Raw genomic sequence first — 25,049 nt, forward strand, 5'->3', positions numbered from 1 at the left:
GCTTCAACGCGTTCCCGAAGATCTTCTGAATACGCCTTGCCCATGATCCACCTCCGACAAAGATGAATCACATCCAGACCTTAAAGGGAATCCTTCGATTCCGCTTTCACGCGCGATGCTCTAAGCGACCCTGGACGGGATATTTAGTGGGAAAGGGCCCCGCTGGTGTGGGAGACTCTTTTTTTGTGACGGTCGGGGCTTTACACTCTGGCCACCCTTCCCGATGGAGAGTGATCCTTCCCGGATGTCTGACCAGAAATTCGCCCTGCTTGGCCGACCGCGCCGCATCTGGGCGGTCGGCGCCATCCATGGCGATGCCGGCCGGCTGGCGGCGTTGCATGAGGATATTGGCGCCCGTTTTCAGGCGGGCGACCGGCTGGTCTATCTGGGCAATATGGTGGGCCGGGGGACGCTGGTGCGGGAAACCCTGGATGAGCTGCTCTATTTCCGCCGCCATCTGATGGCCAAGCCCAGCGTGCTGGCCAGCGACATCGTCTATCTGCGCGGTGGGCAGGAGGAAATGTGGCAGAAACTGCTGCAGCTTCAGTTCGCGCCCAACCCGCTGGATGTGCTGCATTGGATGATCGGGCAGGGGGTGGAGGCGACGCTGGCGGCCTATGGCGGTACGGCGGCCTATGGCATTGCCGCTGCCAGGGATGGGGCCGTCAGCCTGGCCCGCTGGAGCAATGATCTGCGCGCCGCCATGCGCAATGCGCCGGGCCACGGCGCCCTGTTCAGTGCCCTGCGCCGGGCGGCCTACACCTCCGATGCGCAGGGCCAGCCCACGGACATGCTGTTCGTCAATGCCGGGCTGGATACGGCCAAGCCTTTGCATATGCAGGCAGATATTTTCTGGTGGGGGGGCAACAGTTTCCCCCGCATCGACCAGCCCTATGGCAGCGTGCGCCGAATCGTGCGCGGCTATGACCCCACCCATGGGCAAGGGCCGCACCTGACGGATTTCACCGCCAGCCTGGATGGCGGTGCGGGTTTCGGTGGCCGGCTGGTCTGTGGCTGCTTCGCCCCGGATGGTGCCTTGCTGGAGATGACGGAGGCCTGACGGCCCGTCAATCCGGCAGGCCGACATCCCGCCGCAGATGGGGGGAGAGGCCATGGCGATAGGTCTCACCCCCCAGCAATTCCCCCAGGGTACGGGCCAGGGCCACCATCAGCGGTGGAAGGGGCGCGCCAGCGGCGCGGCAGCCCGACAAGGGATGGTCGGGCAGGGCGCAGGGGGGCGCTATGCCCAAGATGCTCTTGGTCATCATGATATCTCCTTGGAAGACAGGTAAGGATAGTTTGGCTTGTTGATGCCAGTTTGGGGCTGGTCAGCCCGGCTGACAAACGAGTAATCTGGCGATCATACAAAAGCTGATTTGATCCATGGGGGCTTGATGTCCGACCACCGCCTGCCGCCCTTGAATGCCCTGCGCGCCTTTGCGTCCGCCGCGCGCTATCTCTCCTTCACCAAAGCGGCGGATGAGCTGGCGGTGACGCAGGCGGCGGTCAGCTATCAGGTCCGCCAGTTGGAGGAGCATATCGGGCGGGAGCTGTTCCGCCGCCTGACCCGCCGGCTGGAACTGACACCGGCGGGGCTGGAGCTGCAGGCGGCGGTGGATGATGCGTTCGACCGTATCCGCAGCACCGTGGCCCGCCTGACGGAGGCGACGGAAAACAAGGTGCTGGCGGTGACCTGCATGTTCACCTTTGCCACCCAATGGCTGGTGCCGCGTCTGGGGCATTTCCAGTTACTGCGGCCGGATTTGGCCGTGCGGCTGGATAGTTCGGTGCGGGTGGGCGATCTGGAAATGGAATTCGATATTGCCATCCGCGCCGGCTCCGGCCGCTGGCCGGGCGTGCGGGCAGAATGGCTGATGGATTTCACCCTGACCCCCGCCGTCAGCCCGCAAATGCTTGAGCGGGCGGGCGGTGTGCGGGAACCGGCCGATCTGCTGCGCCTGCCTTTGCTGGATTGCCAGCATCCGGAGGATATCCTCTGGTGGCGGCAATGGTTCGCCCTGGCCGGGGTGAAGGTGGACAAGCTGCCGGGCGGCCCGCAATTCGATGTGCATGGGGTGACGGCACAGGCCGCCGCCATGGGGCAGGGCGTAGCCCTGGTCTGTCCGGCCCTGTTCGGGGCGGATATTGCGGCCGGCCGTCTGGTGCTGCCCTTCCCCGACATCATGTACCGGACGGACCGGTTCTATTGGCTGGCCTGTTCGGAACGCCGCGCGGATGAGCCGAAGATCCGGGCCTTCCGTGACTGGATATTCTCTGAAATCAACGCCTGTGCCGGGCAATGCGGCCTGCCGTTGGGGCCCTTGCCGTTGGCGCGCGCGCCAACGGCCGGATGACAGCCCTTGGGAGGGTGAAAGTCCCCTCCCAAGGGCCGCCCGCATCAGAAGCCGACGCGCAGGCCGGCACCCAGCGAATAATCCGGCTTGTCATCCACGTTGAACAGCGTGTTGCCGGAGACATAGAGGGCGGCCTTGTCCGCCACCGCCACGGACAGGCCGACACCAACCCGCAACCCGTTATTCTGCGGATCGGGCAGAATGGCGGTATTGCGGCCCAGCGGGCTGTTGCGCCGGTTCGACAGCACGGTGGTGTAGGTCTGGCCCTCGTCCCGGATCAGGTCTTCCTGATAGCTGACCCGCAGTTCCGGTACCACCATGCGGCCACCGCCCATATCCAGGCTGGTGGAAATCTGGCCGCCGACATTGAACAGCAATTGCTGTTCGGCCAGCTTGGGATGATCCAGGTTCAGATGCAGGGCGCCGGCTTCCTTCCAGGCATCCAGCTCCACCCGGTTATAGTTGAAGCTGACAATCGGGCCATAGCGCAGGCTGCCGGCCGTCTCGACGGAGCCGAACTCCACCCCCACATGATGGCCCTTGCCCTCGGTTTCGCCGGTGGCGCGCAGGTTATAGGCGAAGGTGTTGCGGCTGATATCATCCAGCGACAGGTCGCTGTAATGATAGCTGGCATCGGCATAGAACCCACCGGGCAGCGCCAGGCTGGCATAGGGGCCGACCGCCCAGACGGTGGCCTTGCCCCCGCCCAGATTGCCGAACTTGCCGTCGCTATGGGCATAATTGACGGCCAGACCGACGCGCAGCGTGTCGGAAACGGCATAATCACCGGCAATGCCGCTGGACCAGCTTTCCGGCTTGGACAAGCGCTTGGCATCCCCATCATCACGGGCAAAGACCGACCAGTTGCCACCGGCGGACAGTTCGAAACTGCCCTCGGCGCGCTTGGCCAGACCGGCGCGGATGGCCTGGGTGCGGCCGGTCAGATCGCTGGTGGCGGCATCATTGGCGGCCAGCGCCGTTTCCCCCAGCGCCTGCCCGATGGCCGGGCCGGTCAGGGCCTGGCTTTCGCTGGCCAGCGGATCGACATAGGTGGGCAGGGTCAAGCGATAGGCCAGCAGTGTGGTGTCATTTTCAACGCCGGAGGCATCCTTGTAGGACTGGCCAACCTGGGAGCCGTTCTGGGTAACGAAGTCATTATCGTTGCCGACGAACAGGAAGAAATCATCCAGCCGGGCGGCGTCCAATGCGGGCACCAGGGCCAGCGCCTCCCACTTTTCCGACAGGCATTGGGTGCGGCAATTGACATTGTTCGTGGCGCCATTGACCAGCCCGAACTTGGCCAGTTGGGTGGCATCGTTGATATCCACAAAGCTGGCAAACTGCACCGGCTTGATATCGGCGACCAGCACGCCTTTGGGCGCGATGGAGGTGCCATTGTCATAGGCGGTGCCGGCGATGTTGGAGGCGCCAGTGATGTCCAGCAGGTCGATGCGACGATAGAAGCTGGTCGGGCTGCTGTTGGGCGTGGCCCCGCTGCCATAGCCATTGCCATCGCGGGACAGCAGCAGGAACTGGGTATTGTTCAGCGCCAGCAGTTCCGACTGGGCCGCCACGCGGTTCAGGGCCCCGTTGGGGTTGCCGTTATTATTATACATTGGCAATTGGATAACATATTCGCCCTTCAGCACCGGGCTGGTGCTGTTGGAGACATCATAGGCCAGCAGGCGGGTGTTGCGGCGGGTGCTGTTCGTGCTGTTGATATCCAGATCCTGCACGGCGGCCGATTGCAGGGCCACCCACAGTGTCTTGCCATCCGGTGACATGGACAGCCCTTCCAGACCCTGATTGTTCTGGCGGCCGCGCGACGGGTTGACGGGAGTAGATTCCGCCGCCCCGAAATTCGGCGCGCCATTGCGCAGCGGCAGCAGGCTGTTGGGCGGCGCGATGGCGGAGATCAGTTTCCCGTCGCCGGTGAAGTGATAAATATAGGGGCCATATTCATCGCTGACCCAGATGCTGCCATCCGACACGCGCACGAACCCTTCCGGGTCCAGCGCCAGACGACCGGTGCCGGTCAACGGCAGGTTGGGCATTCCGTTGGCGGCGGGGCGATAGGTCAGGCCGCTGCCCGTGGAGGCCGGGTCCAGCCCGCTGAAGGGGGTGCCCTTGTCGTCGGTGAACTGCACCGTATCCTTCAGGGTCAGGCCGATCTGGTTCTGCTGTGCTGTAGCGGCGGGCAGGCTGGCCGTGCCGCTATAGGGGTTGAAGCTGAGCGACAGCACATTATAGCGCGGTATGTAATTCGTGGTGGAGGCCACGTTATAGCCACGGTCGGGCAGGGTATAGAGCGTGCCGGAATAGGAGCCATCGGCATTGCGCTGCCAGCTATGCAGGTCGATCTGCATGGCCGATATGGACCCGAACGTTTCCCCGTACTTGTCCCGTAGGGCGGCGGAAAGGCGCCCCACGCCTTGCAGCCCCTGGTTTGTGAAACTGGTGCCATTCAGCGTGACAGTGCTGGCAGACTGGGCGAAGGCAGGCAGTGTCACAAAAGACAGCGCGCTGGCCAGCAGCGCGCTGCGGATGGAAATCTTCATGATGGGCCCCCAACTTTATGTTTAAAGTTCAGGGGCTCATATCAGTTGGATATGATATTTCTGTTGCAGTTGATGTGAAGCATTTATTTCAAATGCTGATTTTACCGCGCCTGCGATAAATATTCCCCGGCACCGCCAGGGCTCAGAACCGCAGCTTGGTGGAGAATTTCAGGGCGGTCCCCTGTTCCTCGTGCCATTTTACTTCGGCATTCAGCCGCATATTGGCCACGCGGATTACCGGGACCGGTGCCTCCAGCCCGACACTGCCGCCGGTGCCGGCCAATTGCGCCTTCATGGCGGAAATGCCGGTCATATTGGCGATCAGGCTGCCGGCCATCGGCCGGTATTCCATGCCCAGCGTGGAATAGGGCTGGTGCCCCAGATCGGCCACACCGGCGGTCAGGCGCCAGCCGGTCTGCCCGGTGGCGCAGGCGCTGCCCCAGCTGCCCTGGACCGTGCCCTTGACGTTACCAAAGCCCCCGGCAACATCGCCCGACACGCTGTTGGGCAGCACATCCACGCCGCAATCGCGGCTGAACCGGATCGTCTGGCGGATTTCCTCCGTGCCCAACCGCATACCCAGCTTGGAATTCAGCCCCAGGGCGGAAAGCTGGGCGTCGGCCTTCAGCCCGGCTGCCTGATAGGCACGCGGGTCGGCGGCCAGCTGGATCGGGCTGGGGCTGTTCACCGAAGGCCGGTCGCCGGTGATCTTGGCCATGATGCCTTCATAGACCTTGCCAGCCCATTGGCCGAGCGTGGCGGCCATGGCCTTGCGGGCATCTTCCGGCTTTTCCGTTGTTGGGGCGTCGGCCAGGGCAGCGGGATAACCCAGGGCAGCGGCATCGGGGCTCTGGTAAACGCTGCTGGGCGCTTCGATCTGGTTGAAGCGCACCAGGAAAACATCAGACGGTTTGGGTTCGGGCTTGGTTTCCTCTGCGATCGCGGCCGGCATGGTCAGGAAAAGCGGCAGCAGGACAATGGCTTTGATTGGTATCTTCATCGCTCTGCCCTGCCTCCATCATCGATCATGCGGCACCTGCGAAAGGATCGCCCGGTGCTGGCCATATCCATCCCCTTTCCCGGCTTTCCGGGCGGGGTGGAAGGTGCCGGCGCATTGCGGCATCCCCATGGCAGGAACAGGGTCGTTCGCTTTCTTTCATCGGTCAAGCTGATTTCGCCCCAAAGCTTTCCCTTTGGCGCGGTAGTGGGGGGGGGCGGCGTTACAGGCCGCGCTTGAGTGCCATCCGGCCCGCGTCGCAAACGGTTGCGGATGCCGGATTGGGATTTTGCTGCAACGCCTGTGCCCCAAGGGTCACGGTTATGGGCGCTGGGTTCAATGTATAATTGGTTCTAAATTGGTTGGTATTTCTGATTTGGAAAAGCAGATTCTTTGTCATGCTGCCGGGCATGAAAAAGGGGGCGGTACGTGTGCCGTGCCGCCCCCCATTCCATTTCCCGCCCTGAACCCGGCGGTCAAACCATCAATTGTCGCCCATCTTCAAGGCGGCGATGAAGGCGCTCTGCGGAATTTCCACCTCGCCGAACTGGCGCATCCGCTTCTTGCCTTCCTTCTGCTTGTCCAGCAGCTTGCGCTTGCGGCTGATATCGCCACCATAGCACTTGGCCAGCACGTCCTTGCGCATGGCGGCGATGGTCTCACGCGCCACAACCTTGCCGCCGATGGCGGCCTGGATGGGGATCTTGAACAGGTGGCGGGGGATCAGTTCCTTCAACCGCTCGCAGAGCTGACGGCCACGATATTCCGCCTGGCTGCGGTGAACGATCATCGACAGGGCGTCCACCGGTTCGGCATTGACCAGGATGGACATCTTGACCAGATCACCTTCGCGATATTCTTCCAGTTGATAGTCGAAGCTGGCATAGCCCCGGCTGATGCTCTTCAGCCGGTCGTAGAAATCGAACACCACTTCGTTCAGCGGCAATTCATAGACGATCATCGCCCGGCCGCCGACATAGGTCAGATCCTTCTGCACACCGCGCCGTTCGGTGCAGAGCTGCAGCACACCGCCCAGATATTCATCGGGCAGCATGATGGTGGCCTTGATCCAGGGCTCCTCGATATGATCGATCCGCACCACATCCGGCATGTCGGCCGGATTGTGCATTTCAATCACTTCGCCATTGGTCATGTGCATCTTGTACACCACCGAGGGCGCGGTGGTGATCAGGTCCAGGTCGAATTCCCGTTCCAGCCGTTCCTGGATAATTTCCAGGTGCAGCAGGCCCAGGAAGCCGCAGCGGAAACCGAAGCCCAGCGCGGCAGAGCTTTCGGTTTCATACTGGAAGCTGGCATCGTTCAGGGCCAGCTTGCCCAGGCTGTCGCGCAGATGCTCAAACTCCGCCGCATCGGCGGGGAACAGGCCGCAGAACACCACGGGGATGGAGGGCTTGAAGCCGGCCAATGCGGTGGGCGCCAGCCGGCGCTCCTCCGTGATGGTGTCACCCACCTTGGTGTCGCGGATATCCTTGATGGCGGCGGTGATAAAGCCCATCTCCCCTGGACCCAGCTTTTCCAGGGCGATCTTTTTCGGCGTGAAGATACCCACGCGGTCCAGTTCGCGGGTGGCACCGGTGGCCATGAAGCGCACCTTCTGGCCCAGCTTCAATTCACCATTCACCACGCGGACCAGGATGATGACGCCCAGATAGGCATCGTACCAGCTATCCACGATCAGCGCCTGCAACGGCGCGTCACGGTCGCCCTTGGGCGGGGGCAGGCGGGTGACGATGGCTTCCAGCACGCCTTCGATATTCAGGCCGGTCTTGGCCGAAATCTCCACCGCGTCGGATGCATCCAGGCCGATCACATCCTCAATCTGCGTCTTCACGCGCGGCACATCGGCGGCGGGCAGATCGACCTTGTTGAGGACGGGCACGATTTCGTGGTTGGCGTCCAATGCCTGATAGACATTGGCCAGGGTCTGCGCCTCCACACCCTGGGAGGCGTCCACCACCAGCAGGGAGCCTTCGCAGGCGGCCAGCGACCGGCTGACCTCATAGGCGAAGTCGACATGGCCCGGCGTGTCCATCAGGTTCAACTGATAGGTCTCGCCATCCTTGGCCTTATATTCCAGGCGCACGGTCTGCGCCTTGATGGTGATGCCGCGTTCCCGCTCGATATCCATATTGTCGAGCAGCTGGGCCTTCATGTCGCGCGCTTCGATGGCGCCGCAGAATTCAATCAGCCGGTCGGCCAGCGTCGACTTGCCATGGTCGATATGGGCGATGATGGAGAAATTGCGGATTTTCGACAGGTCGGTCATGGACTCGTACAGGCCAGCATACAGGGTTGGCGGGGAAGATAGGGGGGAAGCGGCCATCTGGCAATGATTGCCGTGCGCAATGCCGGGCAGGGGTGCTGTGCGGCGGGTTGGGGGATGTGGAGTGCATGAAGTTGTAGATGGGCGCGGTAAGCGATATATTGCATTGATAATCGCGTTTTCATCTGTAACCTGAGGGCAGCCTGAAACGGGGTTGAAGCGGGCATGGGCTGGTGGTTGGTGATCACAAGGCAGCGACGGGTTTTTCCTGCCCTAGCCGGCGCGTTGATGCTGGTAACTGCTGCATTGGCCGGAAATGCAACCGTGCCGCCTGAACAAGGATTTGACGAGGTTGGACGCATCAAAACGGATGCGGCAACGGCGCTGATGTTTGACTATGGCCGCCTGCGTTTCTCTGCACGGCCGGCTGAACAACAGGCTGGCGGTGATTTGATCCGATGGGCGCAAGACCAGAAGGCCCAGGCCGCCGCCCTTGCCCGGTCCCAGCCGGGGGCCCCTTTCCAGCATTCGGATTTTGCGGAATGCCTGCTGGACGCGCCGGCAGCGTTTATCCTGGCCTGGAATGAACCCCTGTCCCCGACAATCAGCCCTGCGGAATTTGCCAGTGCGCGGGACTTGGTATTGTCCACCCTGCGGGAGGTGGAGACGGGAATAAAGGTGGAGGTTCAACAGCGGGTTGCGGCGGCGCCGACTGACCTTGCCCGCCGCTTGGCGGAGCAGGCCGCCATTGACCAGGGCTGGATGGGAATGTTGGCCTATAGTCGCTGGTCCCATGATGACAACGAACTGGCAACAGCGATTTACCTGCGCGTTGTTGAGGTGAAGAAATGCGACGTGGAGCGGCGCAATCGCGCACTGATGAGTGAGATCATGGACCGTGTCGGCTGGCCGACAGCCAACGCCCATGGGGCCGAAGCGGCCAGTGATGCCTGGCTGCTGGTCCAGCATGTCGACATGGACCCGGCGTTTCAGGCTCGCGCCTTGGCCTTGCTGGGGGCGGCTGTGCAGCGGGGAGAGGCAGACAAAAGGGACTATGCCTATCTCTTTGATCGCGTTGCTCTTGGGGGTGGTCGTCCCCAGCGGTTTGGCACACAATTCTGGTGTCGGGATGGGCGGATGCAGTTGAAGCCGGTGGAGGCACCAGAGCGCTTGGCACAGCTTCGGCGGGAGTATGGCCTACCGGAGAAGATGGAATATGAGTTGAGTGAGAAGAAATGCAAAGGGTGGTGAGGGCTTTTGCGCGGGGAGGCCATCGCTAGGATGAGTGACGCCAGCAGAATGGCCTTAATGGTTGCCGGCTTGTTGCATTTTTTGCGATTTATCCATTTTCGTGCTGTAATTTGAGATATTATGCGTCGCCTTTGTTTTGCTGGATAAATCGGAGGAAAAAATGGAGGGATTTATAATTCCACGGGATGATCGGAAATTATATGTAAGCATATTAATCGGTCTTTTATTTGTCGGATCGATGTATCTCGGGTATATTTGCGGGAAAGATTTTGCCCTGAATGAAAGAAGCCGGGCGGAGGCACAGCGGCCGGTGTCAGCCGCTGCGCCGTGATCCCTACTTTCCCTCCCCCTTCAACATCGCCTTGCGCTTTTCCGCCAGGGGGGAGACATAGCCCGGCACCTCTGGCGGCACATCCTCCGCATAGGCTTCCAGGGTGCCGCGCACGCCTTCGTCGGGGCCGTCGGTTGGCTGTTCCAGCAGGTGGGAATGGGCGCGTTCCACGCGCTTCAGCACGGCCTTCGGGATATCCTCCACCGTGCCGGTGATCTTGTAGCTGTGCATCCGGCCCATCAGCACGCCGTGCACCTCGCTCTGGCCCATGCGCATCCAGGGCCACCAGGGGGCCTGGCGCATGAAACCGGCATGGAAACGGGCGCTTTCCAGGGAGCGGTCGTCGATCTCATTGGTCGGCGTGAACAGGGTGAAATGTTCCGATGGGTTGACGCGCCGCCCGGTCGAAGCCTTGGGCCAGCCCTCCGGCGTCACCGGGTTGGTATATTCATGCGCGTAATCCCAGCTTAACAGATACTGGTCACCGATGCGCTGCCAGGGCAGCAGGAAGGGTTTGCCCTTCTGGGACTTGGTGCCCCCCTGGGTGCCCCCCTTGGTGCTATGGTCATTATTGACCGTTTCGCTGTCGCCGACCTTGAAGACCTTCTGTTCCAGGGTCAGCGTGCCGCGCCAGCGGTCATTGACGAAGGGGAACACCTCCACCCGCTCCCCGGTCCAGGGATTGTCCCAATGGTCGATGATCTCCCCCGTCGCCAGATCGGTGAAGAAACCGCATTCCTTGCCCAGCACCTTCAGCGAGCCATCGGGCTGCATGATGTTGCGGTTATTGCCGAAGCCGCAATAACCGAACAGGGGCACGGCGCGCTTGTCGCCAACAATGGCATATTGCACGCCCTGATAGCCCGACAGCACGGATTTCGGCCCCAGCGTGCCCCACATCTTGCCGAAGCCGTAGAGGTTCTCCCGCGGGTCGGTGATATCCAGCGGGCGGATATTCCCCTTGGCCGGTTTCGGTGTGGCGGCGAAACCGGGGGCGGCCGCCATCGCCCCCATGCCCGCCATGCCGCCGAAAATGGACCGCCGCGTCAGTGACCGCATGATCGCTTCATGGAACATCCTGCACCCCTGTTCTGCCTGTCATTGTGGGAAAGGCTGGAACGCCAGCCTTTCAGCCTTAACAATGCGGGGTTTGACAGGCGCGAGCAGGCGGTAAGCCGGCAACTGACCACCAGACGGAAAGCGATCAGTCGCGCGGCCGGAAGGCCCCGACCTTTTGCGGATAGCGCGGCCCCAGGGCCGATGGTGGGGCGGTAAGGGCTGCCAGCGGGGCGGCATCCCCGGCATCCAGATAGGCGCGCAGCAGGCCGGCGGCGTCATCGCCATACAGATCCAGAAAACCGTGCCCCCAGCCGGGCACTTCCAGCAGGCGGCTGTGGGGGGCGATGCCCTCGGCCCGCCGGCTCTGCACATCCAGGTCATCGCCCGTGACCAGCACCAGCAGGGGCTGGGTCACCCCGGCCAGCCGACTGGCCATGTCATAGGCGAAGGCGGCCTGATGCCCCCAGGCGGCCTTGCGCCCGCCCAGCAGCGCATCGGGGAAGCGCTCTGAAATCTCCTCCACATCCACGCCGGGGCGGTTATGGTGGTAATAGAAACCCTGCCAGCGATCCAGAATATGGCTGCCATCCGCCTGGGCTGGCCGTTCATGATAGAAGGCGCGGAACGGGGCGCGTTCTTCATCGGTGATGATGGGGGCGGCGACGGTGGCCAGACGGCGCACCCGATCCGGGGCCTGATTGGCCATTTCCACTGCGATCATCGATCCGGTGTGATAGCCCAACAGATCAACCGGCCCTTCCACCCCCAGGGCGCTCAACCCGGCCAGCAAGGCTGTTGCATAATCCCCGATGGAAGGCGGTGCCGCCGGCGCGTCCGACAGGCCGAAGCCGGGCGTATCAAAGGCAATGGTCAGCCGGTCCTGCCCCAGGCGGGCCAGCAGGTTCTCGAATACCCGTCCGCTCATCGGGCTCATATGGATGCAGAGTAGCGGCGGCTTCGAGCCCTCGCCGCCATCCGCTGGTCGGGCCAGCCGCAGATGCATCTGCCCATGGGGACCATCCACATAGGCGCGCCTGACCGGTACCATGGCTCTACTCCACATCCATTGATCTATTTATAGATCATTTTTTGTTTCAAGATGATGCCTTGCCTTGGGCGCTGTCAATCCCATCTCATCCCCATCATGCGCGATGAAGAAAGTTCTCTGCAGGGCCGTCTGGCGCGATATGCCCGGGTTGGCACTACCATGGGGGGCCTTGCCGCCAAGCTGGCCGGCGAGCGGTTCCTGGGTATCAAGCTGGAGCGGGAGGCGCACGCGGCGGAATTGCGGGCAGCCCTGGGGGGCTTGAAAGGGCCGCTGATGAAGGTGGCGCAAATCCTGTCCACCATTCCTGATGCCTTGCCAGCGGAATATGTGCAGGAACTGGCACAGCTTCAGTCCGACGCCCCCTCCATGGGCTGGCCCTTCGTGAAGCGGCGGATGCAGGCAGAACTGGGCGCTGACTGGCAACAGCGCTTCGCCGGTTTCGAGAAAGAGGCGGCGTCGGCGGCCTCGCTGGGGCAGGTGCATCGCGCCACCGCCCTGGATGGTGCGGCGCTGGCCTGCAAGCTGCAATATCCCGACATGCAGTCCGCTGTGGCGGCGGATTTACAGCAATTGAAACTGCTGTTCGCCGTCTATGCCCGCTATGACAAGGCGGTGCGCACTGACCAGATTCAAGATGAATTGGCCGAACGGCTGAAAGAGGAACTGGATTACGCCCGTGAGGCGCGCCACCTGACGCTTTACCGCCACATGCTGGCCGATGTGCCGGGCGTGCATGTGCCGGCTTTGCGCCCCGAGCTTAGCAGCGGACGGCTGCTGACCATGGAATGGGTGGCGGGCGTGAAGATCACCCAGTTCAAGGAGGCGCCGCTGGAACTGCGCAACCAGTTGGCCTTGCACATGTTCCGGGCCTGGTACGTGCCCTTTTACCGCTATGGCATCATCCATGGTGATCCGCATCTGGGCAATTACACGGTGCGGGCCGATCATACGATCAATCTGCTGGATTTCGGCTGTGTGCGCATCTTCCCGCCGGGCTTTGTGGCGGCGGTGATTGAGCTTTATGAGGCGCTGCGCGCACAGGATACCGACCGCGCGGCGGCGGCCTATGAAAGCTGGGGCTTCCGTAACCTGACGCGGGAACTGGTGGAGGTGCTGAATATCTGGGCCGGCTTCATCTATGCCCCGCTGCTGGAAGACCGGGTGCGGGCGCTGGAGGAAACCAATAATGGCCGCTACGGCCAGGCCACCGCCGCCAAGGTGCATGAGGAATTGCGCCGGGTGGGCGGCGTGGAAATCCCCCGCGAGTTCGTCTTCATGGACCGGGCGGCCATTGGCCTGGGCTCAGTCTTCCTGCATCTGCGGGCGGAACTGAACTGGTTCCAGCATTTCCAGGAACTGGTCGGGGGATTCAGCACAGAGGCCCTGGCGGCACGACAGGCGGCCGCGCTGCAGGTGGCAGGGCTGTAGGGGGATAAGCTGGGCTTTGTTTCTCGATTTACGGGAAAAATCAACCATTATAGGATGATCTTCGACTTTTGCCGGAGAGGGGAGTCCAGAGCAATGGGTGAGGCTTGCGAACCAAAAGCACGCGTCGGTATTTTGCGGATTGGTATTTCCTTTTTCAAAGGGGCTTGCGCCGGTTGGGCTGCGGTCATTCTTCTGGCGGCGACCGGTGACGTGCTGGGCCTTTGGAACGTGTGGTGACGCTGGAAGACTGTCGAAGGCGTCCGCGCGCGCGCGAGCGAATTTGCAGGAATGACTGAAAGCGGGTGACGGTGGGGCCAGCATTGCTGCCGGCCCCCGTACTCACTTCATTACCCCGCCAACAAACCCCGCAATTGCCGGCTGGCGACGGCCAGCATGGCGATATCCACGCTGGAGGCGGCGCGCAACTCGGTCAGCAGGCTGTTGATCCGGTCCAGCGGGCCCTGGCGCTGGGCGATCCAGCCCTCCAGCGGGCTCCCGCCCGGCTGGGCCAGCACGCGGGCCGTCAGCCGTGCCTGCAGGCTGAACAGATCATCCAGGATGGCCGCCACGGCCTGACGCTGCCAGTGATTGTCAGCCTTCACATCCAGGGTGCGGGCGCGCAGCGTATCCAGCCCCAGCCGGTCGCCCAGCTGGAAGTAAAGGGCGGCCACATCCGGCGCCGGCTTGCCGGTTTCCACCGTCACGGCGGCGATGTCGGTCGCCGCCGCCAGGGCGGGCAACTGGGCGATATGGGAAGCCAGATCGCCCGGCACCTGCTGTTCCGACCAGCGGCCCGCATGTTCGGCCACCCATTTCAGCGCCGCCGGAGACAACAGGCCAGCCAGATCGCCGGCCAGTTCCGCCACCACCGGGGCCAGCCGGGCAATCTCCGCCTGGATATCCAGCGGATAGGCGCCATGGGCCAGCACCCAGGGCACGGCACGCCGCATCAGATGCCCGGTATAGAGCATCATTTCCGTCTGTGCCGAGGCTGGGGCCTTGGCGTCCAACGCCTCCACCGCATCCCACAGGGCGCGCAGGCCAAAGGCATCGCGCACCACCAGATAGGCGCGGGCCACATCATCGGCCCCACGCCCGGTCTGTTCCACCATTTCCCAGGTGAAGGTGGGGCCGACGCGGTTGACCATGCCGTTGGTGACGGCGGTGCAGATAATTTCCCGCCGCAACTGGTGCCCGGCCACCGCGTCTGGGAAACGATCCTGCAGGGCCTTGGGGAAGTAACGCACCAGATCGCCCAGCACGGCCGTATCGTCGGGCAATCCGCTGGCCAGCAACTGGTCGTACAGGTCGATCTTGGCATAGGCCAGCAGCACGGCCAGTTCCGGCCGCGTCAGCCCCTGGCGGTTGGCCACGCGGGCGGCCACCTCCTCATCATCGGGCAGAAACTCGATGGCGCGGGACAGCTTGCCGGCCTTTTCCATGGTGCGGGCAAAGCGGGCCTGATCCTCCAGCGTATCCGCCGCGTTGGCCTGGGCAATGGTCAGCGCCTGGGTCTGCTTGTAATTGTCGGTCAGCACCAGGGCGGCCACCTCATCGGTCATTTCCGCCAACAGCTTGTCGCGCTGCTCGCGGGTCATGCCGCCCTTGTCCATCACATCCCGCAGCAGGATCTTGATATTCACCTCATGGTCAGAGGTGTCCACCCCGGCGGAATTGTCGATGGCGTCGGTATTGATGGCGATGCCGGCTTGCGCCGCCTCCACCCGGCCGCGCTGGGTGAAGCCCAGATTGGCGCCTTCGCCCACCACCTTCACCCGCAGGTCACGGCCATTGATGCGGATGGCATCATTGGCCTTGTCGCCGGCATCGGCGTTGCTTTCCGCGTGCGACTTCACATAGGTGCCGATGCCGCCCAGCCACAGCAATTCCACCCGTGCCTTCAGGATGGCCTGCATCAGGGCCGCCGGCGTCAGCCGTTCATTGGGAATATCCAGCGCCTGGCGGATTTCCGGGGTCAGTTGGATGAACTTGGCCGAGCGGTCGAAAATGCCACCGCCGGGCGACAGCAGGGCGGCATCGTAATCCGCCCAGGAGGAACGGCCCAGATCGAACAGGCGCTTGCGCTCCGCCCAGCTTATCGCCGCATCTGGGTTGGGATCGATGAAGATATGGCGATGGTCGAAGGCGGCGATCAGGCGGATATGGCGCGACAGCAACATGCCATTGCCGAACACGTCGCCCGACATGTCGCCCACACCGACAACGCTGAAATCCTCCCGCTGGATATCCTTGCCCCGTTCGCGGAAATGGCGCTTCACCGCCTCCCACGCGCCGCGGGCGGTGATGCCCATGCCCTTATGGTCGTACCCGGCGGAGCCGCCGGACGCGAAGGCATCATCCAGCCAGAAACCGTAATCGCGCGATACGCCATTGGCGATGTCGGAGAAGGTGGCCGTGCCCTTGTCGGCGGCCACCACCAGATAGGGATCGTCACTGTCCAGCCGCACCACATCGATGGGCGGGATCACCTCCCCCTTCTTCAGGTTGTCGGTGATGTCCAGCAGGCCGCGCATCATGGTCTTGTAGCATTCGACCACTTCGGCCATCAGCGCCTCACGCCCCGCCGTGGGCGGCGGCGGGTTTTTCACCACAAAGCCGCCCTTGCTGCCCACCGGCACGATCACCGCATTCTTGACGATCTGCGCCTTGATCAGGCCCAGGATTTCGGTGCGGAAATCCTCCTTGCGGTCGGACCAGCGGATGCCGCCGCGCGCCACCTTGCCGCCGCGCAGGTGGATGGCTTCCACGCGCGGGCTATAGACCCAGATTTCCCGCCAGGGGCGGGGCAAGGGCAACTCGTCAATCGCGGTGCTGTCCAGCTTGAAGCTGACATAGGGCTTGGGCGCGCCATCCGCCCCTTTCTGGAAATAATTGGTGCGAAGGGTGGACCGGATCAGGTTCAGCATCCGGCGCAGGATGCGATCCTCATCCAGGTTGGAGACACCATCCAGCGCATGGTCAATCTCCAGGATCAGGCCCTTGCGCTTCACATCCACCGCATCGCGGCCAAACTGCGCCAGGAAGGCCGGATCATGGCTGACGCGGAACAGGTCGATCAGCCGGCGGGCAATGCCGGCATGGGCGGCCAGCGTATTCTCGATATATTCCTGGGTCAGGTCGAACTTGGCCTGTTTCAGGTACTTGGCATAGGCGCGGAAGACCACCACCTCCCGCCAGGACAGGCCGCCGGCCAGCACCAGCCGGTTCAGCCCGTCGCTCTGTGCCTCCCCGGTCCAGACGCGCAGGAACGCATCTTCAAAGGCGGTCTTCACCTTTTCCAGTTCCACCGCGCGCCCGTCGGCGGTCAGCATGTCGAAATCCTGGATGAAGATATTGGCCGGCTGGTCCGGCACCTCCACCTCATAGGGGCCGCCTTCGGCCAGGATGCGCAGGCCCAGATCTTCCAGCATTGGCAGAACCTTGGACAGTTCCACCGGCGAGCCGGATTGATAGACCTTGAAATAAAGCTGGTTACCCTCCGCCTCCACCGGGCGGTGCAGGTTCAGCGCGATGCGCCCGGTGGCCAGCGCCTGTTCGATGCGGGCGATATCCACAACCGCCTCATCCGGGCCATAGGCTTCCTGATATGACGCGGGCAGGGCCTGGAGATATTTGCGGGCCAGCGCCAGCCCGGCAGCCTCGCCCTTTTCCTCCACCAGCGCCTGGGACAGCCGGTCGCGCCAGCCACGGGCGGCCTCAATCAACTGGGTTTCCAGTTCCGCCACATCCACATCCGGCACCGCACCATTGGTCTGGATGATCAGATGCACGCGGGCCAGCACGCTTTCCGACAAGGTGACATGGGCCTGCGAGGTGCTGCCGCCATAGGCCTTCTCAATCAGGCCCTGCAGGCGACGGCGCAGATCGGTATCGTAACGATCACGCGGAACATAGATCAGTGCGGAAACGAAACGGTTGAACGGGTCTTTGCGCACGAACAGGGCCACGCGCTGGCGGTCCTGCAATTGCAGCACGCCCAGGGCGATGTCATGCAGTTCGTCGTCGCTGATCTGGAACAGCTCGTCACGCGGGAAGGTTTCCAGAATATGCAGCAGGGCCTTGCCATCATGGCCACGCGGGTCAAACCCGGTGCGCGCCATCAGCCGGTTCACCTTCTGCCGCAGATAGGGAATGTCGCGGGATGACCGGTTATAAGCGGTGCTGGTGAACAGGCCGGCGAACAGCCGTTCGCCGATCTCTTCCCCCTTGTCGTTGAACAGCTTCACCATCACCGCATCCAGCGGCGAACGGCGATGCACGGTGCTGTCCTTGTTGGCCTTGGTGACCATCAGGAAGCGCTGTTGGCGCACGAAACTGCGCACCTCCGGTGGCAGGGTGGAGAAATGGCGCAGCCCGTCAAAGACGCTGACATCATCGTCGCGCAGTACACCCAGCCCTTGGCCGGCCTGGATCTCCAGCGTCGCCTCGCCATTATCCTGGCCGAAGCGATATTCGCGCACGCCGAGGAAGATGAAATGTTCCTCATCCATCCAGCGCAGGAAGGACAGGCCTTCGTCGATTTCCTCTGCCGGCAGGGGGGGGCGGCCGGTGCTGCTATCCAGCAGGGTTTCGGCCAGCCGTTCGCGCATGGCGGTGAAGTCGGCCACAGCGGCGCGTACATCGCCCAGCACCTTCAGGATGCCGCTGCGCAGCGCTTCCAGCTCTGCCGCACCGGCAATCTGATCCACCTCGATATGCATCACCGATTCGGCAATGGCGTCGCTGGGGGCGGCATCGGGTTCAAACAGGGTGGCGATTTTGCCGTCCGTCCCGCGCGTCAGGCGCAACACCGGATGCACCACCAGATGCACGGTCAGCCCATGGCGGTTCAGTTCAGCGGAAACGCTGTCCACCAGGAAGGGCATATCGTCATTGACGATTTCCACCACCGTATGGTGGGCGTGCCAGCCATCGGCATCCACGCGCGGATTCATCACCCGCACCAGCGTTTCACCCGGATGGCGGGTGCAGCCGAACTGCCAGATGGCGAGCGCCGCGCCATAGAGCTCATCGGCACTGGACCGCAGCATATCCTCGGCTGAGACATTGCGGTAGAACTGCCGCACGAAGGTTTCGGCCAGAACGACCTTCTCCTTGGGCAGGCGGGCGCGCAGCTTGGCAACCACCTGTTCCACCAGCTCGGACTTCCGCTGTTCGAGCTTGTACGCCATGACTTCTCTCCCGATGTCACCGGCTCTCTGGCCGGATTCTGTCCGGCCCGGCACGGTTTGCGGACCATACCTTGCCCCATTTTCGTGACAGGCAGGAAGGTGCAGACGGTTACAATCCCATGATCCGAAAGGCTTGTGCTGTTGGCGGGCTGGCATACGGCATTCCATTGCTTTACAAGCGGCAACGGCTTTCTTTTCGAATGCGCCGTTATCGCCCGATCTTCGAAGCTGGGAGGAAGCACCCCTTGCCCGTGGCCGACTCGAGTGTGCTGGGTCTGACCGCTGTCATCGTTGCGGTGACGGATGAGGTGCCGCGCGTGCTGGTGGTGCGGCGCATGACCCATGACCTCGCCACCCCCGAACAGCGCGACGCGACGGAAGGGCTGGACCTGCTGCCCTTCGGCCCCTTTGCACCGGAGCGCGACCGCACGCTGGAACAGGGCTTGCGCCGCTGGGTGCAGGAACAGACGGGCCTGCCGCTGCGCTATGTGGAGCAGCTTTACACCTTTGGTGACCGCTACCGCGACCCGCGAGAGCTGGAGGGCGGGGCGCGGGTAGTGTCCGTCGGCTATATGGCCCTGGTGCGCGAGGCGCCGCTGTCGGGCAGCGGGGCGGCGGAATGGCACGACTGGTACGATTATTTCCCGTGGGAGGATTGGCGCGACGGCCGGCCGGATATCCTGACCAGGGTTATCCTGCCGGCGTTGGAACGCTGGATCGCCGCCGCCCCCGATGCTGCCACCGCTGCCGCTCGGATCGAACGTGTCTCCACCACCTTCGCCGAAGAAGAACTGTGGGATACCGAGCGGGTGCTGGAACGCTATGAACTGCTCTACAGCGCAGGGCTGGTGGCCGAGGCCCGGCGTGACCGGGCCATCCGCCAGCGCTTAGGGCTGGCGCTGGATCAGGCGCATCTGGACGAACCCGATCTGGCGGCCCAACTGGGCACGCCGATGGCGCATGATAACCGCCGCATCCTGGCCGTCGGGCTGGGGCGGCTGCGCGGCAAGCTGAAATACCGGCCAGTGGTATTCGATCTGCTGCCGGCCCAGTTCACCCTGTTCCGCCTGCAGCGCACGGTGGAGGCCTTGTCCGGCGTGCAGTTGCACAAGCAGAATTTTCGCCGGCTGGTGTTGGCCGGTGGGCTGGTGGAAGCCACCGGCACGCATGAGGCCAATACCGGCGGCCGCCCCGCCGAACTGCACCGGTTCCGCCGCGATGTGCTGCGCGAACGGGTGGCGGCGGGCGTGGGCCTGCCCATGGTGCGGATGGTGGATTGACCCCCGGTTGGTTCAAGGGCGGCCATTGTCCATGGCCACCCCTGCACAGAACCTCACCAGGATTTCAACGGCCGCAGCACCGGCGTCTTTTTCAGCAAATGCCCGTCCATGCTGCCCAGCAGCCGGTCCAGCAGGGATACGGCGGTGCCCACGGCCGGACCCTTGTTCAGCATCACGCATTCCGCCCGCGCGGCCATGGCGGCATCCGTCATCTCCCCACGCGACGGCACACCGGATTTCACCAGATCCTCCAGCACCTGGGTGGCCCAGATCACCGGTACGGCGGCTGCCTCGCAGATCCACAGGATTTCCTCCTGCATTTCCGCCAGCCGTTCAAAGCCGATTTCCGCCGCCAGATCGCCGCGCGCAATCATCACGCCGAAGGGACGGTCGCGGCCGGCGCGGGCGATCAGGTCGGGCAGGTTGCGCACGGCGTCCGGCCGCTCGATTTTGGCCACCAGCCCCAAGGGTGTCGCCCGCGCCGGCAGCCGGGCCAGGGCCGCCTCCAGCAGGTCGATATCCTCTGGCCGGGAGACGAAGGAATAGCCGATCATATCGGCACATTCGATCACGGCGGCCAGATCGCGCTCATCCTTGGCCGTGAGCGGTGACAGGCCCAGGGCGGTGTCGGGCAGGTTCAGGCCCTTTTCCGGCTTGGGCTTCAGCCCGCCTTCCTTCACCCGGCCCACCCGCACCAGGGCCGCCCCTTCCCGGACCGCCTCCACCAGACCTTCCAGCTTGCCATCATCATACAGCACCCGGTCGCCGACGGCGACGCGGTTGACGATTTCCGGCAGGGAGACGGCGATGGCATAGCCGTCACCGGGCGGCAGCGACGCCCCTTCCACGGTCAGCCATAGGCTGTCACCGGCCCGCAGCTTGCCCTTTTCCGGGGCGGCCACCAGATCGCCGGTGCGGATCTTCGGCCCGGCAATATCCATCAGGATGCGGATGGGCCGGCCGACATCCAGGCTGGCCGCCCTTACATGGGCGGCCATGCTGTGCCAGGCGGCGGCATCATCATGGGCGCAGTTGATGCGGGCGCAATCCATGCCCAGCCGGGCCAGTTCCAGCACCATGTCGGCGTCTGCGGCTGCCTCGCTGGGCAGCGTGACCATGATGCGGCAGCGGCGATGCGTGTGGGCCGGGCCAAACAGCCCTTCCGTTGCCACTGCCAGCGCCTGCTCCCCGGCAAAAAACTGCCCCTCTGTCGGCAGCAGAAGGGGGGAGGGCGTCCCCTGCATCCCGGCCAGTGCCACCAGCACGGCATCCAGCGTCGGCAGCACCCGGCTTTCCAGCCGCCCCAGCGACGACAGGCCGAATCGCATCAGCCGGCGCTGCAATGGCCGCAGGTCGTGATGGCGCAGGGCCAGGTAATGGGCCAAATTGGCCAGCGGGCTGTCCGCTGCCGGCTGGCCCAGGCGGGCCAGGAAAGGGGCCGCCCCTTCCAGAAGGGTGGCGCGCAGGGCCGCCATTTCTGCCAACAATCCTGCCAGTTCCAGGCTGTCCCGGCTGGTCGGCTGACCGTCATCCATGTCCGCTGCTCCCCTTGGGCGAAGATGGGGGCAGCATAGACACAGCTTGTTACGCGGCGATGACCTGTCGCAAACAGCCAAAGAAAAGGGCTGGTTTCCCTTTGTGGAAACCAGCCCTCGCCGCCGTATCAACGGTCATGAATGATGACCGTTGATATCAGATATTATCGGCAATCCAGTTCTGCAGCTGGGTCTTCGGCAGGGCGCCGACCTTGGTGGCGGCAACCTGACCATCCTTGAACAGCATCAAGGTGGGGATGCCGCGCACGCCATAGCGGCCCGGGGTCATCGGGTTATCATCAATGTTCAGCTTGGCGATGGTCACCTTGTCGCCCAGGGCGGCGGCAATGTCATCCAGGGCGGGGGCGATCTGCTTGCAGGGGCCGCACCATTCAGCCCAGAAATCAACCAGGACCGGCCCGGACGCCTTCAGGACATCGGCTTCGAAGCTGGCATCGGTGATTTTGATCGGGGTCGTCATCATATCCTCGGCGGATTCGGGTTCTCTGCGGCCGGTCGGCCGCCTCTCGACATGAAATGTAGGCAGTGCCCTGACCCCTGGTCAAGCTGAACGGGCGCGCACGGCTGCACTGCGGCCAGCGGAGGGCGGCTGGAGGGAAAGCGAAGAGCACCATAGGATAAGACTGACATATTACCCTGAATATGAAATATTAATCGACTGAATGCAGTGCTAAAATCCCGGACAGTGATGTTGGGTGGCGGGCGCGATGACAGATGAGAGTGGTATCGCGCGGAATGCGCGGCTGGTGTCGGGCGATCAGCAGCCGGCAACCTTTCAGGAAAGGGGGATTTCCGTCCCCTTCACTACACCTTTGCTCAGCCAGGCCCGGTTACGCCGGGATGGCGACAATCGTTTTGAATTTCTGCTGCCCAATTTCACGGCAAGCAGGGGCAATTATGTCATGCCGATGAAGGGCCTTTCCTCGGTGATGACGCTGACGGTGCATGACCGTATCCTGTTTGAACAGATTGAGGCGCTGGAAAGCCATTCGCCGGAGCAGGTGCGCCAAGCTGTGCTGGCCGTACAGGCCACCGGCATCTGCGGGCCGGATGCGGCGGCCCGCGCGGCAGAACTGCTGGAACTGGACAGCCAGTATCTGGTGTTGACCCAGTTCATCCTGGTCACCGAACTGCTGAAGCTGGTGGGCATCGGGGCTGCCGACCTGCTGCGTCCGGGCATGAGCACGGAAGACAGCAAGCGCATGGCCCGGGTGGCCCTGGCCAAGGTGGCCGGCATGGTCGGCATCGCCCCGGATGAGCTGGCCAACCGGGTGGATGATCTGGGGGCGGTGGTGGCCCCCGTGGGCCTGTCCCAATGCCCCCGGCCGGGCCGGCTGCGCATTCTGGCCCTTCGGCTGGAGGCATTTGCGGCGGAATTGACGGAATGGGCGGAAGGGGACGGGTCAGAGGCGGCCCCCCTGGGTGTTCATTGTGCCGCCCTGGTGCGGCAGACATTGGCCCAGGTGCAACAGCGGATCGGCCGCCTGGATGTCCTCTGCCGCGACCCGATGCAGATCGTGCATGATGCTTCCCGCCTGCGGCAAGAAGTGGCCGATCAGGTCGGGCGGATCGCCTGGCTGCTGGATGGCTGGGATTACCTGCTGATTCTCTGGGATAATGTTCGCCATGGCACCCCTTCGGCCAAACGCGAACTGTTGGGTGAGCTTTCCTACATGATCCCCGTCATCCCGCGGGAGGAGATTGGCCCCGTCCTGACGGCAACCGCCGATATTGAGACAATCAGCCGGCTGCAGCGCCGCTGGGTGCGGGGCAGCCAGGATATGGGCACCGGCGTGCTGGATCTTGAGGCGGTCATGCGGATTGAAGCGTTCAAAGCGGCGATGGCGTGAGGGTGGGGATGGCAGCGATGAACCGGCCCCCGCAGTCGGGCCAGGAGCAGGCGACGGGAAATGCTGGCGGCGGCGATTGGATGGCGCTGATGGGCGATGCCAGTCGCTTGTCGGATGCCAAATTGCTGCAAATTTACCGCCTGCTGGATCAGGTCGGCGACAAGCCGGAGATCAGCAGCGTGTTCGCCGCCATCCGGCCGCGTCTGGCCAATCTGCGGCCGCCGCGCCGCCAGACGGCCTGCCGGCTGTTTTTCCGCCCGGTGGAAGACCTGCTGGATGATCAGGAAAATTACAGCCGTCGCCTGGGCCGGATCAGCCGCAGCACGCTGACCCCCTGCTGGCGGGCGCTGAAGGACAGGATACCGGCGGCCCTGCAACAACAGGTGCAGCAGGCGGTAAGCCGGATTGACCCCAATGATGGGGAGCTGTTGGCCAATCTCTGCGATCCGTTATGGCAGACCGGTGCCGAAATCCTGGGCTGGGTGCTGGCGGAATGCGACGCCAACCTGAAACAAAAAGTGGCCCTGTTCGGCCGTGACGATGATGTGATCCGCCAGCTGGAGGTGATCAAGGAAATCGTCAGCATCGCGGCCCCGGTGGAAAAGCTGAAATCCACCCTGCCGCCCCGTCCCATTGCCACCCTATCGGAAAGCCATCTGGAAATCCTGCGCAAGGTGCTGCTGGACATGGGCCGGGAGGATGTGCGCCAGACCATGCCGCTGGTGCGTGTGCTGTCATCACGGATGCAGCGGCCGGGCGATCTACTGCGCCTGCTGGGTGACCTGCGGCTGGGTGGGCCCCCGCAGGAGAAGGAGGTGATGACGCGGGAGATGTCTGGCTATATCGTCAGCAATCTGCTGCGCCAGACCAGCGGTCTGGCTTCTGACAGCCTGATCCCGCGGCAGGTGGAATTGGATGGGCTGGCCATTGTGGCCGAACGGCTGGCCGATGGGCTGGGCTCCATCCACGATATGGTGCAGGGGATGCGGGACAAGGAATTGTCCGCCAAGATGCAGACAGCACGGGGGGAAGTGGCGCAATTCGTGCTGAAGAATGTCTGTGACAAGGTCAGTACAGCGGCGATTGACGCCGTTTTCCCCACAGATGGCAAGGCCGCCGACATCGACACCATCAAGAAGGCTGAACAGCAGATGTTGGCCCTGCGCCGCGCCGCGCGGATGGCGGGGGCGCTGGGCATTCAGAAGGAAGTCTCCAACCGCATCACCGATATCAGGCGGCGGCTGGAACAGCAGACCAACGCCGCCTTGCGCAAGATGCCCCGCAACCGGGATGGCACCCTGTCACCAGAAGGCGCCCGCCATATGTTCAACAGCCTGCGTCTGGTGGAAATCGTTGCCGGATCAGAAGAGGCGGCACGGCTGTATAAGGAATGGCACCGGCAATATTGGTGAGGTGCCAGCCTGCCTCACAGCGGCATCCGTACGCCCAGCTTCAGGCCCTTGCCGGCGACGCGGATGCGGCTGGAGAGTTCGCCGGGCACCTTCGGCGGCTGTGGCGGACCGAATGGGTTGTCCGCTGCCTGTTGGGGGCGCAATTCCGGCTCTGGCAGGGTTACGGCGGGGGCAGGGGGCGGGGTGACAGCCGGGGGCTGATGCTTGCGACGGGGTGTCACGGCCTTTGCCGGCTTTTCCTTCACCTGCCCGGCCAGGATGCTGGTTTTGCTCTGGCCCTTCTTCAGGTGGAACTGGGTCAGCCCGCTTTGTGGCTGCGTGTCGGCCAGGGCGGTGACCGGAGCGGCGCCCAGCCAGCCGGCACAGCACATGACCACCCACCGGTAATGTTTGTTTCCCACCTGGCCGCGCATCGGAATTGCCCCTCCCATCGCACCATCAGATTCCCA

At 63.4% G+C, this 25,049-nt stretch carries 17 protein-coding genes; 7 read left to right on the forward strand and 10 right to left on the reverse strand.

The window, feature by feature from the left end; translation table 11 throughout:
• Positions 1 to 244 precede the first annotated feature (244 nt).
• Positions 245 to 1,060 carry a hypothetical protein gene (locus PCJ49_RS08215; RefSeq protein ID WP_269910517.1) on the forward strand — a complete coding sequence of 272 codons (816 nt, stop codon included), beginning with the start codon at positions 245 to 247 and terminating at the stop codon, positions 1,058 to 1,060.
• A 7-nt stretch (positions 1,061 to 1,067) separates the two neighbouring features.
• On the opposite strand, the gene PCJ49_RS08220 is transcribed toward PCJ49_RS08215, so the two are convergent.
• Positions 1,068 to 1,268, reverse strand: coding sequence for a hypothetical protein (locus PCJ49_RS08220; protein ID WP_269910518.1), 201 nt, complete (start codon positions 1,266 to 1,268; stop codon positions 1,068 to 1,070).
• Positions 1,269 to 1,394: 126 nt separating this feature from the next.
• On the opposite strand from PCJ49_RS08220, the gene gcvA reads away from it, so the two are divergent.
• Positions 1,395 to 2,354: a transcriptional regulator GcvA gene (gene gcvA / locus PCJ49_RS08225; RefSeq protein ID WP_269910519.1), complete on the forward strand. Its 960-nt coding sequence runs from the start codon at positions 1,395 to 1,397 to the stop codon at positions 2,352 to 2,354.
• A gap of 44 nt (positions 2,355 to 2,398) precedes the next feature.
• Here the strand turns inward: gcvA and PCJ49_RS08230 are convergent, their stop codons facing one another.
• The 3 genes from PCJ49_RS08230 to lepA all read right to left on the reverse strand — a co-directional run bounded on the left by PCJ49_RS08230 (position 2,399) and on the right by lepA (position 8,196).
• A complete protein-coding gene (locus PCJ49_RS08230) occupies positions 2,399 to 4,912 on the reverse strand; it encodes an esterase-like activity of phytase family protein (RefSeq protein WP_269910520.1) in 2,514 nt (837 codons plus the stop codon).
• A gap of 142 nt (positions 4,913 to 5,054) precedes the next feature.
• Positions 5,055 to 5,912, reverse strand: coding sequence for a hypothetical protein (locus PCJ49_RS08235; protein ID WP_269910521.1), 858 nt, complete (start codon positions 5,910 to 5,912; stop codon positions 5,055 to 5,057).
• Positions 5,913 to 6,393: 481 nt separating this feature from the next.
• The gene (lepA, locus tag PCJ49_RS08240) at positions 6,394 to 8,196 is read right to left on the reverse strand and encodes a translation elongation factor 4 (protein WP_089286265.1); all 1,803 of its coding nucleotides are present in this window, start codon (positions 8,194 to 8,196) and stop codon (positions 6,394 to 6,396) included.
• Positions 8,197 to 8,517: 321 nt separating this feature from the next.
• Here lepA and PCJ49_RS08245 point away from each other — a divergent pair, with 321 nt between their 5' ends.
• Positions 8,518 to 9,444, forward strand: coding sequence for a DUF6624 domain-containing protein (locus tag PCJ49_RS08245; RefSeq protein WP_269910522.1), 927 nt, complete (start codon positions 8,518 to 8,520; stop codon positions 9,442 to 9,444).
• 334 nt (positions 9,445 to 9,778) lie between these two features.
• Here the strand turns inward: PCJ49_RS08245 and PCJ49_RS08250 are convergent, their stop codons facing one another.
• Entirely contained in the window at positions 9,779 to 10,852 is a 1,074-nt protein-coding gene (locus PCJ49_RS08250; RefSeq protein WP_269910523.1) for a DUF1838 family protein, read from the reverse strand.
• A gap of 127 nt (positions 10,853 to 10,979) precedes the next feature.
• Positions 10,980 to 11,882 (reverse strand): alpha/beta fold hydrolase, encoded by a 903-nt coding sequence (locus tag PCJ49_RS08255; RefSeq protein WP_269910524.1) that lies wholly within the window; start codon positions 11,880 to 11,882, stop codon positions 10,980 to 10,982.
• Between the two features lie 96 nt (positions 11,883 to 11,978).
• Between PCJ49_RS08255 and PCJ49_RS08260 the strand changes: the two genes are divergently transcribed.
• Positions 11,979 to 13,310, forward strand: coding sequence for an AarF/ABC1/UbiB kinase family protein (locus PCJ49_RS08260; RefSeq protein WP_269910525.1), 1,332 nt, complete (start codon positions 11,979 to 11,981; stop codon positions 13,308 to 13,310).
• Positions 13,311 to 13,657: 347 nt separating this feature from the next.
• On the opposite strand, the gene PCJ49_RS08265 is transcribed toward PCJ49_RS08260, so the two are convergent.
• Positions 13,658 to 18,502, reverse strand: coding sequence for an NAD-glutamate dehydrogenase (locus tag PCJ49_RS08265; RefSeq protein WP_269910526.1), 4,845 nt, complete (start codon positions 18,500 to 18,502; stop codon positions 13,658 to 13,660).
• 251 nt (positions 18,503 to 18,753) lie between these two features.
• Here PCJ49_RS08265 and PCJ49_RS08270 point away from each other — a divergent pair, with 251 nt between their 5' ends.
• Complete coding sequence (locus PCJ49_RS08270; RefSeq protein ID WP_269910527.1) at positions 18,754 to 19,782, forward strand: hypothetical protein; 1,029 nt, start codon at positions 18,754 to 18,756, stop codon at positions 19,780 to 19,782.
• Between the two features lie 53 nt (positions 19,783 to 19,835).
• Here the strand turns inward: PCJ49_RS08270 and PCJ49_RS08275 are convergent, their stop codons facing one another.
• Complete coding sequence (locus PCJ49_RS08275; protein WP_269910528.1) at positions 19,836 to 21,317, reverse strand: pyruvate kinase; 1,482 nt, start codon at positions 21,315 to 21,317, stop codon at positions 19,836 to 19,838.
• A 157-nt stretch (positions 21,318 to 21,474) separates the two neighbouring features.
• Positions 21,475 to 21,798 (reverse strand): thioredoxin TrxA, encoded by a 324-nt coding sequence (gene trxA / locus PCJ49_RS08280; protein ID WP_269910874.1) that lies wholly within the window; start codon positions 21,796 to 21,798, stop codon positions 21,475 to 21,477.
• Between the two features lie 247 nt (positions 21,799 to 22,045).
• Between trxA and PCJ49_RS08285 the strand changes: the two genes are divergently transcribed.
• The gene (locus PCJ49_RS08285; protein WP_269910529.1) at positions 22,046 to 23,188 is read left to right on the forward strand and encodes a hypothetical protein; all 1,143 of its coding nucleotides are present in this window, start codon (positions 22,046 to 22,048) and stop codon (positions 23,186 to 23,188) included.
• A gap of 17 nt (positions 23,189 to 23,205) precedes the next feature.
• On the forward strand, positions 23,206 to 24,600 hold the full coding sequence (locus tag PCJ49_RS08290; RefSeq protein ID WP_269910530.1) for a hypothetical protein: 1,395 nt from the start codon (positions 23,206 to 23,208) through the stop codon (positions 24,598 to 24,600).
• A gap of 14 nt (positions 24,601 to 24,614) precedes the next feature.
• Here the strand turns inward: PCJ49_RS08290 and PCJ49_RS08295 are convergent, their stop codons facing one another.
• On the reverse strand, positions 24,615 to 25,013 hold the full coding sequence (locus PCJ49_RS08295) for a hypothetical protein (RefSeq protein WP_269910531.1): 399 nt from the start codon (positions 25,011 to 25,013) through the stop codon (positions 24,615 to 24,617).
• Between the last annotated feature and the right edge of the window lie 36 nt (positions 25,014 to 25,049).

Origin of the sequence: Niveispirillum sp. BGYR6, from assembly GCF_027568365.1 — a bacterium.
In the GTDB taxonomy this organism is placed as follows: domain Bacteria; phylum Pseudomonadota; class Alphaproteobacteria; order Azospirillales; family Azospirillaceae; genus Niveispirillum.

Bases quoted from the DNA above. Each gene is read 5' to 3' on its own strand.
- PCJ49_RS08215 (WP_269910517.1), top strand. From the start codon at position 245: ATGTCTGACCAGAAATTCGCCCTGCTTGGCCGACCGCGCCGCATCTGG.
- PCJ49_RS08220 (WP_269910518.1), bottom strand. From the start codon at position 1,268: ATGATGACCAAGAGCATCTTGGGCATAGCGCCCCCCTGCGCCCTGCCC.
- gcvA (WP_269910519.1), top strand. From the start codon at position 1,395: ATGTCCGACCACCGCCTGCCGCCCTTGAATGCCCTGCGCGCCTTTGCG.
- PCJ49_RS08230 (WP_269910520.1), bottom strand. From the start codon at position 4,912: ATGAAGATTTCCATCCGCAGCGCGCTGCTGGCCAGCGCGCTGTCTTTT.
- PCJ49_RS08235 (WP_269910521.1), bottom strand. From the start codon at position 5,912: ATGAAGATACCAATCAAAGCCATTGTCCTGCTGCCGCTTTTCCTGACC.
- lepA (WP_089286265.1), bottom strand. From the start codon at position 8,196: ATGACCGACCTGTCGAAAATCCGCAATTTCTCCATCATCGCCCATATC.
- PCJ49_RS08250 (WP_269910523.1), bottom strand. From the start codon at position 10,852: ATGTTCCATGAAGCGATCATGCGGTCACTGACGCGGCGGTCCATTTTC.
- PCJ49_RS08255 (WP_269910524.1), bottom strand. From the start codon at position 11,882: ATGGTACCGGTCAGGCGCGCCTATGTGGATGGTCCCCATGGGCAGATG.
- PCJ49_RS08260 (WP_269910525.1), top strand. From the start codon at position 11,979: ATGCGCGATGAAGAAAGTTCTCTGCAGGGCCGTCTGGCGCGATATGCC.
- PCJ49_RS08265 (WP_269910526.1), bottom strand. From the start codon at position 18,502: ATGGCGTACAAGCTCGAACAGCGGAAGTCCGAGCTGGTGGAACAGGTG.
- PCJ49_RS08275 (WP_269910528.1), bottom strand. From the start codon at position 21,317: ATGGATGACGGTCAGCCGACCAGCCGGGACAGCCTGGAACTGGCAGGA.
- trxA (WP_269910874.1), bottom strand. From the start codon at position 21,798: ATGACGACCCCGATCAAAATCACCGATGCCAGCTTCGAAGCCGATGTC.
- PCJ49_RS08285 (WP_269910529.1), top strand. From the start codon at position 22,046: ATGACAGATGAGAGTGGTATCGCGCGGAATGCGCGGCTGGTGTCGGGC.
- PCJ49_RS08290 (WP_269910530.1), top strand. From the start codon at position 23,206: ATGAACCGGCCCCCGCAGTCGGGCCAGGAGCAGGCGACGGGAAATGCT.
- PCJ49_RS08295 (WP_269910531.1), bottom strand. From the start codon at position 25,013: ATGCGCGGCCAGGTGGGAAACAAACATTACCGGTGGGTGGTCATGTGC.